This is a genomic window from Rhodoferax sp. ZS1R25 (assembly GCF_056521335.1).
Map to the genome: position 1 here is coordinate 106,681 of NZ_JBWMAZ010000004.1, position 13,364 is coordinate 120,044.

The window sequence follows — 13,364 nt, forward strand, 5'->3', positions numbered from 1 at the left end:
CCCGACAAAGGCCGCTCCCCGAGCGGCTTTTTCATGTTCGGGGAACTGCGACAATCCATGCCCATGAGCCAGACCTACATCCTTACCTTTTCCTGCCCCGACCGCCTGGGGCTGGTGCACGCTGTTTCGGGCTTCTTGCTGGAACGTGGCGGCAACATTGAAGAAGCCGCCCAGTACAACGACCCTGACACCGGCCTGTTCTTCATGCGCGTGCAGTTCAGCTGCAGCCAGCTCAGCCACGCCGAGCTGCGCACCCAGCTGGGCAACTTTGCCGAGCCGCTGCAGTTGCAATGGAGCCTGCACGCCACGGCCCAGGCCATGCGCACCGTCATCATGGTCAGCAAGGAAGGCCATTGCCTGAACGATCTGCTGTTCCGCTGGAAGAGCGGGCTGCTGGCGCTGGACATCCGCGCCATCGTCTCCAACCACCGCGAGTTCTACCAGCTGGCGGCCAGCTACAACGTGCCGTTTCACCACATTCCGCTCACCGCGGGCACCAAGTCCCAGGCCGAGGCCAAGCAGTACGAGGTGATTGAGTCCGAAGGGGCCGAATTGGTGGTGCTGGCGCGCTACATGCAGATCCTGAGCGACGACCTGTGCCGCAAGCTGTCAGGTCGCGCGATCAACATCCACCACAGCTTTTTGCCCAGTTTCAAGGGCGCCAAGCCCTACTACCAGGCGCATGACCGCGGTGTGAAACTGATTGGCGCCACCGCCCACTACGTGACGGCGGACCTGGACGAAGGCCCCATCATTGAGCAAGACGTGGCCCGCGTGGACCACAGCAAGACTGTGGAAGACCTAACCACCCAGGGCCGCGACACCGAAAGCCAGGTGCTGGCCCGCGCGGTCAAGTGGCACAGCGAGCACCGGGTGCTGCTGAACGGCCACAAGACCGTGATCTTCAAGTAAGCCGGTTCAGCGCAACATCGGCAGGGCGCTGTCGCCCTGCAAGGCAAAGCGGCCGACCAACTGGTCCAGCGACTGCGCCTGCTCGTCCAGCGACTGGGCGGCCGCTGCAGCCTGCTCCACCAAAGCAGCGTTTTGCTGCGTGCTGTCGTCCAACTGGGCCACCGCGCGGTTGATCTCTTCGATGCCCGCGCTCTGCTGCACCGAGGCGCCCGAAATCTCCTCCATCACCGTGCTCACCTGGGCCACCGTCTGCGCCATTTCGCGGATGGTTTGACCTGCGCGCTGCGCCAGCGCCGCACCGTCCTTCACTTGGCTGGACGAGGCTTCGATCAGCGCGTTGATTTCGCGTGCGGCCTTGGCGCTGCGCTCGGCCAAGGAACGCACCTCCGCGGCCACCACGGCAAAGCCACGGCCCTGTTCACCGGCGTGCGCCGCTTCCACCGCGGCGTTCAGCGCCAGGATGTTGGTCTGGAACGCAATGCCTTCGATCACACTGATGTTGCCGTGGATAGCGTCCGTGCTTTTGCTGATCTGCTCCATGGTGGAGACCACGCTGGCCACCACGTCGCCGCCCTGTTGGGCCGAACGCGTGGCAACACCCGAGAGCTGGGCCGCGTGGGTGGCGCTGTCGGCGTGGCGCTTGGCAATAGCGGCCATCTGCTCCACGTTGGTGGTGGTTTTTTCCAGCGAGGCAGACTGCTGTTCGGTCCGCTGTGACAAATCCAGGTTACCCATGGAAATCTCGCGCGAGGCATTGGCGACCTGTTTGGAGCTGCTGGCAATCTCACGCATGGTGTCGGCCAGCTTGCCCTGCATGTCGCGCAGGGAATACAGCAGACTCTCGGTGTCCTTGGGGTCCACCGCAATGTGCATGGACAGGTCGCCCTGCGCAATGCGGCTGGCAATCGACTTGGCGTAGGCCGGCTCACCGCCCAGCTGGCGCACCAGGCGCCGGGTCACCCATCCGCTGATGGCCAGGGACAGCACAAACAACAGCACCATGATGCCCACCACCCAGGTTTGCGAAGACTGGTAAATCTGCCCGGCGTGCACGATGGTGGCCTCGGCCGATTTGGAGCGTTGCTCCACCAGCAGGTCCACAATCTTCTCGAGCTTTCGCGTGTCGTTGAGCAGACGGGCGTCTTCGGTGGGCACGTCGGGGCTGATCTGCATCAGGTCCAGCGGCTGCTCTTTCACCAGGGTGATGTAGGCGCGCTGGCGTTTGGTCCAGCTCGTCATCGCGTCAATCAGCTGCTGGCTGGAAGCGCTGCTTTCCTCGGTGCGGGAGAGGCCCTTGATGGTCTCCAGGCGCTGGCCGATCTGGGTCAGGCTGGCTTCAATATCGGTGCCCAGCGTGTTGCGCTCAGCCGCGGTCGTGGCGGTCAGCAACTGGGTCTGGGCGCGGCTGGCACGCAAGATCAGACCGCGGGCCTGCTCGGCGGCCTGGCCGGCGGCGTACTCTTGCTCGTAAATGGCCTTGGTGGATGCGTTCAACCGCCCCATCTGGAACAGCGAAAACACGCCAATGACCACGGCCCCGGCGAGCACACTGGCAAACGCCAGCCACAGACTGGCTCGCACTGACAAATTTTCCAGCATCGCCCTTTTGGGACGTTTGCGAGTGGCCTGCTCCTGATCGTTTGAATCTTCCAGGGCCAACGCGCTGTGTGTGGAAAGGCTATCCATTTATATCCCCCAACATGGGTTTTTAAGTTTTCAGGATACCGCTTTTCCCCGAGGGCTAGCGGTCTAAACACCCATCTTTTCGCCCAACTGCACCGGTTTGGCCGGCGCCCATTGCGGCGAAAAGTCGAGCGCGCCCTGCCCAAATAGCAGGACGACAGTGGAACCAAGCAAGAAGCGTCCCATCTCTTCACCCTGGCGCAGTATGACCTTGCCAGCGTCGTAATGCCATTCGGTGATCTGGGGCAGGCGCGGTGGGTTCACCAGCCCGTGCCACACCGTGGCCATGCTGCCGACCACCGTGGCCCCCACCAGCGTCAGGACAAACTGGCCATGGTCGGAGTCGAACACACACACCACCCGCTCGTTGCGCGCAAACAGGCCCGGCACGCCACGTGCGGTGGTCGGGTTCACCGAGAACAGGTCGCCTGGCACATACACCATGCGGCGGAGCACGCCGTCACAGGGCATGTGGACGCGGTGGTAATCGCGCGGGCTCAGGTAAATGGTGGCAAACGTGCCGTTGTCGAACTGCGCGGCCAGCTGAGCGTCGCCCCCTACCAGCGCCGTGGTGCTGTAGTGGTGGCCCTTGGCCTGAAAGATCTGGTCCTTCTCAATGGCGCCAAACTGGCTGATAGCGCCATCCACCGGGCAGACAAAAGGCGCAGCAGCAAGTGGGCGCGCACCTTCTTTGAGAGCGCGGGTGAAAAACTCGTTGAAGGTGGCGTAGGCCGCGGGGTCGGGGTTGGCGGCCTCGGCCATGTTGACTTGGTACTTGCCAATGAACCAGCGGATCAGCGCGGTGGTGGCTTTGCCGCCCCGGGTACCCGCCACCAAGCCGCCAAAGGCGGTCAGGGCTTTTTTAGGGAGCAGGTACTGGGGGAGTACGGCAAGGGTGTCAGACACAGGGCAACTCCCGAAGGAAAAAGATCGCCATTCTACTGAGCGCCCCGCGTGGACACAGGCGAAAAATTGCCGCGCATGCAGAGAGTTGCCAGTCGGTCGTGGCAAGCGATGCGGGACTTTAAGCGCAAGTCCTCATCATTGCGCTGGTTTGCTGAGGGAGGCCGCTATTTCAGCGGCAATATTAGTTTTGCTGACGGCAGGCTGTCCGGACAACCCGTGGGTTGCCCTTGCAGTTCAGCCTGCCAACGCCCCCTGTCAGTTATGCGGCGTTCAACAAGCCCATTTTTGAAGGCGGCAAGATCTCCGCACTGTTGGCTGCGCCAAACTGGATGTCTCCCATCAGCTGACCACCTTCCTGAATCACCACCTTGCCGTAGCGAATCTTGCCACTCACCCGCCCAGTGGAGTAGATGACCAGCTTCTCGCGCACCGTCAAATTTCCGTTGAATTCACCGTGTATCTCGGCGTAGTCGATGTCTGCTGACCCCTTGAATGCACCGATCTCGGTAATCTGCATCACGCGGGAATCCATGGTCGCCTCCACCGTGCCCTCCACCACCAGCGTGTCGCAATCGGTGATCTCCACCCCCTTCAGTTTGATATTGGGGCCTACTGTCAGCTTGCTGCCGCCTTCCTTGGTGGGGGCGCCCGAAGGGGGCGATGCCGTCGTGCTGACGGTGGGTGGTGCGGGCACAGGCGCCAGTGCCGGGGCAACTGGTGCGCTTCCCACGCTGTTTGTCGCGGAGCCAGACACTCCACTGGGCTGGCTAGGAGTCGGACGAGGGTTCACCGGATCTGCGGGGCGTTTGCCAAAAAAAGGAGGCTGCATCGTCATCGGAATTCTTTCGAGTTGAAGAGAATTCATACTAGCCCCGCCACCCTGTAGAAATCTTTAGTCAATTGCAACATCCCTGACTCAAATGCCCCTAAATGTTGCAAGCGTCAATGGCATCATCCACCCATGAGCGCGTCCCGCATTCCCCCCATCCAATGCCTGCTGACTTTTGAGGCGCTGGCGCGGCTGCGCTCGGTCACACTGGCGGCAGAAGAGCTGTTTGTCACGCCCAGCGCGGTGAGCCACCGGGTACGGCAACTGGAGCAGATCATTGACACCAAACTGTTTGGCCGGGCCGATTTTTCGCTGACCACGGAGGGCAGCGAGTACTTGGCCCATGTGCGCGAGGGCCTGGCCATCCTGCAGAAGTTTCCCAGCGCCTCGGCCGCGCCGGGCAAGCGCAAGTTGCGCCTGGCGGTCACGCCCACGTTCTCGCGCTCCATCCTGATTCCGCGCCTGCGCCAGTTCACCGACGCCTACCCCGAGATTGACCTGACACTGCAGGTGTCCATCCCCCTGCTGGACGTGGTGGCCGAGGACGCGGACCTGATGGTGCGCTTTGGCCCGGGCCGCTATGCCGACATGGAACATGCGCTCTTGATGAAGGACGAGGTGACGCCACTGGCCTCGCCCGCCTTTGTGCGCGAACACGGCCCGTTTGAAACGCCGCAGGACTTGGCCAACACCCCCTTCTTGCGCAGCCCGCTGGAGCCCTGGCGCACCTGGTTTGCGGCCAACGGGCTGGACTGGCCCGAGCCAGTAGAGGGTTCGCAGTTCAACGACATTGGGCTGATGTGCGACGCCGCGGCCGCCGGCATGGGCGTGGGCCTGGTGCGCCTGAAGCTGGGTGCACCGTGGCTGGAGAATGGCTCGCTGGTGCGGCTGTACGACAACAACGTGCCCAGCCCGCATGCCCACTACCTGTGCTGGCGTACCGGCGCCATGGACCGCTGGGAAGTGACGGCCTTTGCCGACTGGTTGAAAAAAGCGGTGGGCTAGGCCCGCAATTTCTTCACGCCACTGCGCCCGGCTTTCACCTAGAGTGCAGACTACGCCGCCCGAAAGCCCCGCCATGAACGCCCCTGCCACCACCAGCACCACCGAATTGCTATCAAAAACAGAGCTGCTTGCGCATGTTCTGCGGGGGCTAGAGCCTCATTTACCCAAGCATGCGCTGCTGTACCAGACCGAAGACACCACACCCTACGAGTGCGACGGGCTGACCGCCTACCGCCAGCGCCCGCTGCTGGTGGCGCTGCCGGAGACCGAAGACCAGGTGGCGGCCGTGCTCAAGGTCTGCCACGGCCTGAATGTGCCGGTGGTGGCGCGCGGTGCGGGCACCGGCCTGTCCGGCGGCGCCATGCCGCATGCGCTGGGGGTGACGCTCTCGCTGGCCAAGTTCAACAAGATCCTGAAGCTGGACCAACGCAGCCGCACGGCAGTCGTGCAGTGCGGCGTGCGCAACCTGGCCATCAGCGAGGCGGCTGCGCCGCTGGGCCTGTACTACGCGCCCGACCCGTCCAGCCAGATTGCCTGCACCATAGGCGGCAACGTGGCCGAGAACTCGGGCGGCGTGCACTGCCTGAAATACGGACTGACGCTGCACAACGTGCTGAAAGTGCGCGGCTTCACCATGGAGGGCGAGCCCATCGAGTTTGGCGGCGACGCGCTGGACGCGCCGGGCTACGACCTGATGAGCGTGGTGGTGGGCAGCGAGGGCATGCTGGCCGTGACCACCGAAGTGACCGTGAAGCTGGTGCCCAAGCCGCAATTGGCGCGCTGCATCATGGCCAGCTTTGACGACTTGCGCAAAGCCGGCGACGCGGTCGCGGCAGTCATTGCGGCCGGCATCATCCCCGCCGGACTGGAGATGATGGACAAGCCCATGACCGCCGCCGTGGAAGACTTTGTGCACGCGGGCTACGACCTGACGGCCGAAGCCATCCTGCTGTGCGAGAGCGATGGCACGCCCGAAGAGGTGGAAGAAGAAATTGGCCGCATGACCGAGGTGCTGCGCAGTGCGGGGGCTACGGCCATCTCGGTCAGCAACAGCGAGGCCGAGCGCCTGCGCTTCTGGAGCGGGCGCAAGAACGCCTTCCCCGCCAGTGGCCGCATCAGCCCCGACTACATGTGCATGGACAGCACCATCCCCCGCGCACGGCTGGCCGACATCCTGCTGGCGATTGCCGAGATGGAGAAGAAATACCAGCTGCGCTGCGCCAATGTGTTCCACGCGGGCGATGGCAATTTGCACCCGCTCATCCTGTTTGATGCCAACGACGCCGATCAGCTGCGCCGCTGCGAACTGTTTGGCGCTGAGATTCTGGAGACCAGCGTGGCCATGGGCGGCACGGTGACCGGCGAGCATGGCGTGGGTGTGGAAAAGCTCAACAGCATGTGTGTGCAGTTCAGCGCGGAAGAAAACGCACAGATGTTTGCGCTCAAGGCCGCGTTTGACCCGCTGGGTCTGCTGAACCCTGGCAAGGTGATTCCCACACTGCAGCGCTGCGCCGAATACGGCCGCGAGCTGGTGCGTGGCGGCCAGGTCAAGCACCCGGACCTGCCGCGCTTTTAGCAGGCCGCGACGACGGCCTAGAACCGGGAACTGATCTGGAAGTTGACGTTGCCCGATTCGCCCACAAAGGCGCGGTACTCGAAGCGCAGGCCTGAAGTGACGGTCTGCCCAAAACTCACCTGCGCCACCATGCTTTTGCCGTCGGGGTCATAGGCCAGCGCCAGCGGGCTGCCCGAGAACGAGGTGAGGGTCAGGCCGACCTTTTTGCGCGAACCGTCGTAGCGGGTGTCAAAGGCCAGCAAATAGTCCTTGAGCGAGGCCTCCAGCTTTTTGCGCTCGCCGTCGGCCTCGATCAGCATCGTGCGGTCTTTGCTGCCCATGGCTGCGAGCGGTACCAAGCTGTAGCTCACCGGCTGCAGCACCTCTTGCCCATGGGCCTGCCCACCCACCAGGGTGAAGGCAGCAAGGGCGAGGGCAACAGACTTCAAGGCGAACTCCTTGGAATGGGAATTCACTATGGCATGCAGGCCCGCGCTTGAAAAGATGGAAAACGCGGGCTTCCTATCACCATTTACCGAAAGTGTGTGCGCCACACCACAGACTTGGTCAAATTTTCAACCCCTCAAACTCGATACATAATGACTCCGCCTCATGCCGAGGCACAACATCAATTTTTCAGGGAGTATTCGGTATGTTCAAACCCGTTCTGGCGACTATGGTTGCAGTGGCTCTGTTGGCTGGCTGTGCCAACCAGCGTTTCAATGTTGCTGGTGAACTCTCGCCCACCCCCACTGCTAAGTCGGAAGACAGCCAGGCCTTCTTCGTCAACGGTATTGGTCAGAAGCAAACCGTCGATGCTGCCAAGGTGTGCGGTGGCGCCAGCAAAGTCGAAGGCGTCGCAGTGGAACAGTCCGGCATGGATGTGCTGTTGGGCCTCGTGACCTTTGGCATCTACACCCCCCGCACTGCACGCGTGTACTGCAAATAAGCAGACACGACGCTTCAATAAAAAGCCCCTCGTCGAGGGGCTTTTTCTATGGGCGCTACCAGGTGTCTATCGCCGGACCCGTGAAGTCCTGCACCTTGCCAGCCTCCACCCCCGCCACCAGCCAGTCGCGCGTGTCCGCGGGGTCCAGCACCGCATCGATCTCCAGCGTGGCGGCCATATTGAGGCCGCTGCCGGCGGTGTATTGTTGGGCCAGCAGGCGCTGGAACAGGGCTTCCCGCTCAGCGCCTTCGGGTACGGCTTCTAGCTCTTTCTTGAAGCCCAGGCGCACCGCGCCCTCCAGCCCCATGGCGCCAAACTCGCCCGTCGGCCAGGCCACGGTCAAGAGCGGCGCATGGAAGCTGCCCGCCGTCATGGCCATGGCGCCCAGGCCATAGCCCTTGCGCAGCACCACACTCAGATACGGCACACGCAGATGCGCCGCAGCAATGAACAGACGGCTCACATGGCGCACCTGCGCCGTAGCCTCCGTGTCCGGCCCGACCATAAAGCCGGGCGTGTCCACCAGGCTGACCATGGGCAGGCCGTGTGCGTTGCACAGCTGCAAAAAGCGCGCGGCCTTGTCAGCCGCATCCACATCAATCGCGCCGCCCAGATGGGCTGGGTTATTGGCCAGCACGCCCACCGGCCGCCCGGCAATGCGCACTAGCGCGGTGTGGATACCCAAGCCAAAGCCCGTGCGCAGGTACAGCACGCTGCCCACATCGGCCAAGCCCTCCACAGCGGCACGCGTGTCGTAGACACGCAGGCGATTCTCGGGCACCACGTCGCGCAGCACCGCCGCATCGGGTGCGGTCCAAGTGGCAGCCGCTCCCTGGAAGAAGGACAGGTAGTGGCGCGCCGCGGCCACGGCCTGCGCTTCGTCGTCCACCAGCACGTCGATCACGCCATTGGCGTGCTGCACGGCGCTGGGGCCAATCTGCTCCGGCTTGAAGCTACCCAGGCCGCCGCCCTCCACCATGGCCGGGCCACCCATCCCGATGTTGCTGACGCGTGTGGCAATCACCACATCGCTGCAGCCCAGTAGCGCCGCATTGCCCGCAAAGCAGCGGCCCGCCGCAATGCCCACCACCGGCACTTGGCCGTTCAGGCGCGCAAAGCTCGCAAAGGTGGCTACATGCAGGCCGGCGACGATGGGCATATCGGTGTCACCCGGGCGGCCACCGCCGCCCTCGGCAAACAGCACCACGGGCAGCTGGTGCTGCAGCGCCAGACCCAGCATGCGGTCGGTCTTCTGGTGGTTGCGCATGCCCTGGGTGCCGGCCAGCACCGTGGCGTCATAGGCCAAAACTACGGTGCGCTGGCCGTTGACCGTGCCAATACCCGTCACCATGCCGTCGGCCGGCGTGTTCTGGATGAGGTCTTGTTCTGTACGGCGGCTGCGCTGGGCCGCCACAGCGAGAGCGCCATACTCCACAAACGAGCCGGGGTCGCACAGATCCGCAATGTTCTCACGCGCGCTGCGCAGGCCCTGGGCATGGCGCTTGGCCACCGCCTCGGGGCGGTTGGCATCAGCGGTGAAAGCCAGGCGGTCGCGCAGCGCCTGCAGGTCGGCGCGTACGCCGGAGGAGGTTGCGACTAGAGCTTCTACTGGTGCGGGTTGCGGGACTGTTTTTGATGTCGAATCAGCCTCAAGCCCTCGTGGAATCTGCGCAAGCAGCTCCCAATTCAATAGCACATCTTTGTCCTGCACCAGCTCGCCCACCGCAAAACACAGGTGGGTAACGCGGCCCGCAGCGGGCGCCCGCACCTCGTGTTCCATCTTCATGGCTTCCAGGATGGCGAGCACATCGCCAGCATCCACCGTCTGGCCGGGTTGCACCAGCCACTGGACGACGCTGGCTTGCAGAGGGGAGAGGATGTCGGGCATGGCGGCCATTGTGGGCCGCCTGGGGCTAACCTGCCGTCAATTGCGGGACAACACTAGGTCAGGCGACCGTCGCCCGCGCCAGCATCCGGCTCACCGCACGCGGGTCCATGCCGTACATGTCGGCAAAGACTTCCACCGTTTTTCCACTCGCTTTGAACGCCTTTGTCAGTGCTTCGGTCTTGGCGGCTTGGGCGCTGGCTTCTGCCATGGCCTCGTCGAGCACGGCGTTGGCGGCTTCGTCGCGGCTGCTTACCAGTTCGCTGTAGGCCTGGGGTGTCAGGCCCGAGGCCTCATAGGCCACCACGATGCGCTGCAAGAGCTTGGGGCGCAGGTCTTCCTTGCTGCGGGTTTGGCGGCGGCGAAAGACTTCCAGCAAGGCGTGGTGCACATGCTCGGGCGCCATCGCTTCGGTGGGCTTGCCTTGCAAGTCGTACCGGTCTTCGCCGGAGGCCACGGCCGTCAGGTAGCGGGTGGACCGCGTGTGGTGGGAGAGCGCCGCCTTGAGGCTGTCACGCTCAAACGCGTCAGGGTGTGCGTCCAGCAAGTCCTGGAAAATGCCGCGCTTCATGGGCAGAAAGGTGGCGCCAAACATGTGGGGGTACAGCGCCGCCATTTTTTCCAGCACCGGGAGAACATCCGGTTTGACCGCGCGCTTGGGAGCAGCCACGGGGGCATCGGTGGCGAGCGTTTCGGGTGCGGTAGGCAAGGTAGCTGTCATGCAAGTATTTCAAAGAGGCTGGGAAAAGCCTTCGATCATGCCAGCACAAAGCCGCGCACCGGATCTTCCGCTCCGCGCTGCAGCCAATTGGTCGCTGCGTACGCCGTACCCGCATCCGTCGCATGCAGGGTGTACGCATGCCGCGAAACGGCAGACCGGTTGGGTGCACTGTAGTGCGGCAGCAGCCCGTGGAAGACCACCAGTGCCCCCGCCTTTACCTCCAGCGGAATCGCGTTGACATTGCTGGCGGGCCAGGGCGTGGCGTCCAGTTTGTGCATGGTGATGGCATCGCCATGGCGCTCAAAGCGCTCGCGCAGCACGCCACGCGGGCCGCGGTGTCCGCCGGGTTCGGTCCACAGGCAGCCGTTGTCCAGCGTGGCGTCTTCCAATGCGAACCAAAACGTGGTGACGCTGATGGGCGTGGTGTCAAAAAACGTGGCGTCCTGGTGCCAGCCCACCTCGCCACCAATGCCGGGCTGCTTGAAGATGTACATGGACTGCCAGACCTGGGGCCGGGTTAGCCCCACATCGGCGGCCACCGCGGCCAGCGCAGCGCCGTGGCTGAAGGCCTCGAACACCGGGTCCTGGTCGTGCAGCGCGTGGCCGATCTTGTTGATGGACAGGGCCTTGGCCTGGCGCAGCTCCCCATCGGGCCCAAACGCCTCTTCTTCAAAAAAGCAGCTGATGCGGTTGGCCGAATCCAGAAAGTAGCGGTCCACCTGGCGTACCTGGTCGTTGGTGGTGAAGATGGTCTTGCTCTCGTTGGGGTCAAAGGCCTGGACGATGGCCTCGGCCCGTGCGCGCACAGCGGCAATCTCGGCAGCGGACTTGAAGTTCGGCAGGATGAGGAAGCCGTCTTCCTGGTAGCGGGTTTTCTGTTCGGGTGTCAGCATGGGGCTATGCAAAGTTGGGCTGTGGCCATAGCGTTTCAGTATAGACAGCCTTGGCACACCAGCAGCCAAATCGGATACGCTTGTCCGCAGGAGAACCCGACCCGTGAACCTTGCCCCCCTGATCCAGCTCACCCGTGGCGGCACGCCCGAATGCCTGCACTTTGGCGCCGTGGCCGTCGTCAACCGCACTGGCCAACTCCAAGCCTTTGCGGGTGACCCGCACCTGGTTACCTTCACCCGCTCGACGCTGAAGGCGCTGCAGGCCCTGCCCTTTGTGGAAGCTGGTGGCCCCGCGCAGTTTGGTTTTACGCAGGCCGAGAACGCGTTGCTGTGCGCCAGCCACAACGGCGAGGCCATGCATGTGGATGGTGCGAACAGCATGCTGGCGAAAGCCGGTCACAGCTACAAAACCCTGCGTTGCGGCTGCCATGTGCCACTGCTGTTCAGCTACTTTGACAAGGGTGCGCCCGAGGGCGCCACCTACACCGAGGCGCACAACAACTGCAGCGGCAAGCACGCGGGCTTTGTGGCGTACTGCGTCCAGCACGGCCTGCCGCTGGATGACTACACAGCGGCTGCGCACCCGCTGCAGCAGGCCATTGCCCGCGATGTGGCGCGTGCCGTGGGCATGGACGTGCAGGACATGCCACGTGGCATTGACGGCTGCTCGGCACCCAACTTCGCCATGCCGCTCTCCAACTTGGCGCGTGGTTACGCGCGCCTGGCCAGTGGCGCGCAGGATGCGGAGTTTGGCGCCAGCTTTGCATTGCTGAGCGAGGCCATGACCGCCCACCCCGAGATGGTGAGCGGCACGGGCCGCAACGACCTGGACTTCATGCGCGTGGGCCGGGGCGACTGGGTCAGCAAGGTGGGCGCCGACGGCGTGCAGGTGGTCGGCAGCAAGAGCCGCGGCGAGGCCTTTGCGCTCAAGATCATCGACGGCAACAAGCCCGCGCTGTTTGCGGCCAGCGTCGAAATACTGGACCAGCTGGGCTGGCTGGACGATGCCCAACGCGCGGCGCTGCAACCCTGGCGCGCGGCCGAGATTCGCAACGCCCGCGGCCTGCTGGTGGGCGAGCGGCTCCCTGTTTTCCAACTGGAAACCCCATGAACACCCACATCAGCCTGATTGGCGCCCCCACCGACATTGGCGCGGGCAGCCGCGGTGCCAGCATGGGGCCCGAAGCCCTGCGCGTGGCGCACATTGCCCAGGTGCTGCAGGGCCACGGGCTGGAGGTGCAGGACCGCGGCAACCTCAGCGGCCCCAACAACCCCTGGCTGCCGCCGGTGGACGGCTACCGCCACCTGGCCGAGGTGACCGCCTGGAACCGCAGCCTGCACGACGCCGTGTATGCCGAGCTGCAAAGTGGGCGCCTGCCTATCGTGCTGGGCGGGGACCATTGTCTGGGCATAGGGTCGATTAGCGCCGTGGCGCGCCACTGCCGCGAGGCCGGCAAAAAGCTGCGCGTGCTGTGGCTGGATGCGCATGCCGACTTCAACACCAACACCCTCACCCCCAGCGGCAACATCCACGGCATGCCCGTGGCCTGCCTGTGTGGCTTTGGCCCGCAGGAGCTGATCGAGATTGGTGGCCACGTGCCCGCCATTTCGCCCAAGTGGGTGCGGCAAATCGGCATTCGCAGTGTGGACGAGGGCGAGAAGCGCTTTGTGCACGAGCAGGACCTGGAAGTCTTCGACATGCGCTACATCGACGAGATGGGCATGCGCGCGGCCATGGAGTTGGCGCTAGCCCTGATCGACAGCAACACGCATCTCCATGTGAGCTTTGACGTAGACTTTTTGGACCCCGACATTGCACCCGGCGTGGGCACCACCGTGCGTGGTGGCCCCACCTACCGCGAGGCGCAGCTCTGCATGGAGATGATTGCCGACACCGGCAAACTGGCCAGCCTGGATGTGATGGAACTCAACCCCGCGCTGGACGAACGCAATCGCACGGCCGAGGTGGCGGTGGACCTGATCGAGTCCCTCTTCGGCAAAAGCACCTTGATGCGCAAATAGGCCC

General features: G+C 63.9%; 13 protein-coding genes. 6 read left to right on the forward strand and 7 right to left on the reverse strand.

Going from position 1 to position 13,364, the window contains the following annotated elements; all coding sequences use genetic code 11:
* Positions 1-63 precede the first annotated feature (63 nt).
* Positions 64-912 (forward strand): formyltetrahydrofolate deformylase, encoded by an 849-nt coding sequence (gene purU, locus AC097R_RS20070; RefSeq protein ID WP_479599998.1) that lies wholly within the window; start codon positions 64-66, stop codon positions 910-912.
* Between the two features lie 6 nt (positions 913-918).
* Here purU and AC097R_RS20075 read toward each other — a convergent pair whose 3' ends face one another.
* The 3 genes from AC097R_RS20075 to AC097R_RS20085 form a co-directional block, all read right to left on the reverse strand.
* Positions 919-2,598: a methyl-accepting chemotaxis protein gene (locus AC097R_RS20075; protein ID WP_479599999.1), complete on the reverse strand. Its 1,680-nt coding sequence runs from the start codon at positions 2,596-2,598 to the stop codon at positions 919-921.
* 63 nt (positions 2,599-2,661) lie between these two features.
* Positions 2,662-3,501, reverse strand: a complete 840-nt coding sequence (gene asd / locus AC097R_RS20080) for an archaetidylserine decarboxylase (protein WP_479600000.1) — start codon at positions 3,499-3,501, stop codon at positions 2,662-2,664.
* A gap of 259 nt (positions 3,502-3,760) precedes the next feature.
* Positions 3,761-4,336 carry a bactofilin family protein gene (locus AC097R_RS20085; RefSeq protein ID WP_479600001.1) on the reverse strand — a complete coding sequence of 192 codons (576 nt, stop codon included), beginning with the start codon at positions 4,334-4,336 and terminating at the stop codon, positions 3,761-3,763.
* Positions 4,337-4,462: 126 nt separating this feature from the next.
* Here AC097R_RS20085 and AC097R_RS20090 point away from each other — a divergent pair, with 126 nt between their 5' ends.
* Both AC097R_RS20090 and AC097R_RS20095 read left to right on the forward strand, forming a co-directional pair.
* Positions 4,463-5,335 carry a LysR substrate-binding domain-containing protein gene (locus tag AC097R_RS20090; RefSeq protein WP_479600002.1) on the forward strand — a complete coding sequence of 291 codons (873 nt, stop codon included), beginning with the start codon at positions 4,463-4,465 and terminating at the stop codon, positions 5,333-5,335.
* Positions 5,336-5,408: 73 nt separating this feature from the next.
* Positions 5,409-6,911, forward strand: coding sequence for an FAD-linked oxidase C-terminal domain-containing protein (locus tag AC097R_RS20095; protein WP_479600003.1), 1,503 nt, complete (start codon positions 5,409-5,411; stop codon positions 6,909-6,911).
* Positions 6,912-6,928: 17 nt separating this feature from the next.
* Here AC097R_RS20095 and AC097R_RS20100 read toward each other — a convergent pair whose 3' ends face one another.
* Entirely contained in the window at positions 6,929-7,339 is a 411-nt protein-coding gene (locus AC097R_RS20100; protein ID WP_479600004.1) for a hypothetical protein, read from the reverse strand.
* Between the two features lie 203 nt (positions 7,340-7,542).
* On the opposite strand from AC097R_RS20100, the gene AC097R_RS20105 reads away from it, so the two are divergent.
* The gene (locus tag AC097R_RS20105; RefSeq protein ID WP_479600005.1) at positions 7,543-7,839 is read left to right on the forward strand and encodes a Bor family protein; all 297 of its coding nucleotides are present in this window, start codon (positions 7,543-7,545) and stop codon (positions 7,837-7,839) included.
* A gap of 55 nt (positions 7,840-7,894) precedes the next feature.
* On the opposite strand, the gene AC097R_RS20110 is transcribed toward AC097R_RS20105, so the two are convergent.
* The 3 genes from AC097R_RS20110 to AC097R_RS20120 all read right to left on the reverse strand — a co-directional run bounded on the left by AC097R_RS20110 (position 7,895) and on the right by AC097R_RS20120 (position 11,338).
* On the reverse strand, positions 7,895-9,718 hold the full coding sequence (locus AC097R_RS20110; RefSeq protein WP_479600046.1) for a carboxyl transferase domain-containing protein: 1,824 nt from the start codon (positions 9,716-9,718) through the stop codon (positions 7,895-7,897).
* Positions 9,719-9,785: 67 nt separating this feature from the next.
* On the reverse strand, positions 9,786-10,445 hold the full coding sequence (locus AC097R_RS20115; RefSeq protein ID WP_479600006.1) for a ProQ/FINO family protein: 660 nt from the start codon (positions 10,443-10,445) through the stop codon (positions 9,786-9,788).
* Between the two features lie 35 nt (positions 10,446-10,480).
* Positions 10,481-11,338, reverse strand: coding sequence for a phytanoyl-CoA dioxygenase family protein (locus AC097R_RS20120; RefSeq protein WP_479600007.1), 858 nt, complete (start codon positions 11,336-11,338; stop codon positions 10,481-10,483).
* A gap of 103 nt (positions 11,339-11,441) precedes the next feature.
* On the opposite strand from AC097R_RS20120, the gene AC097R_RS20125 reads away from it, so the two are divergent.
* Together AC097R_RS20125 and rocF are read left to right on the forward strand one after the other, a co-directional pair.
* On the forward strand, positions 11,442-12,449 hold the full coding sequence (locus AC097R_RS20125) for an asparaginase (RefSeq protein ID WP_479600008.1): 1,008 nt from the start codon (positions 11,442-11,444) through the stop codon (positions 12,447-12,449).
* A complete protein-coding gene (gene rocF, locus AC097R_RS20130; RefSeq protein ID WP_479600009.1) occupies positions 12,446-13,360 on the forward strand; it encodes an arginase in 915 nt (304 codons plus the stop codon). Before AC097R_RS20125 ends, rocF begins: the two co-directional genes overlap by 4 nt.
* The last annotated feature ends 4 nt before the right edge of the window (positions 13,361-13,364 follow it).

Coding starts and splice junctions, on each gene's coding strand:
- purU (WP_479599998.1), top strand. CDS start 64: ATGAGCCAGACCTACATCCTTACCTTTTCCTGCCCCGACCGCCTGGGG.
- AC097R_RS20075 (WP_479599999.1), bottom strand. CDS start 2,598: ATGGATAGCCTTTCCACACACAGCGCGTTGGCCCTGGAAGATTCAAAC.
- AC097R_RS20085 (WP_479600001.1), bottom strand. CDS start 4,336: ATGACGATGCAGCCTCCTTTTTTTGGCAAACGCCCCGCAGATCCGGTG.
- AC097R_RS20090 (WP_479600002.1), top strand. CDS start 4,463: ATGAGCGCGTCCCGCATTCCCCCCATCCAATGCCTGCTGACTTTTGAG.
- AC097R_RS20095 (WP_479600003.1), top strand. CDS start 5,409: ATGAACGCCCCTGCCACCACCAGCACCACCGAATTGCTATCAAAAACA.
- AC097R_RS20105 (WP_479600005.1), top strand. CDS start 7,543: ATGTTCAAACCCGTTCTGGCGACTATGGTTGCAGTGGCTCTGTTGGCT.
- AC097R_RS20115 (WP_479600006.1), bottom strand. CDS start 10,445: ATGACAGCTACCTTGCCTACCGCACCCGAAACGCTCGCCACCGATGCC.
- AC097R_RS20120 (WP_479600007.1), bottom strand. CDS start 11,338: ATGCTGACACCCGAACAGAAAACCCGCTACCAGGAAGACGGCTTCCTC.
- rocF (WP_479600009.1), top strand. CDS start 12,446: ATGAACACCCACATCAGCCTGATTGGCGCCCCCACCGACATTGGCGCG.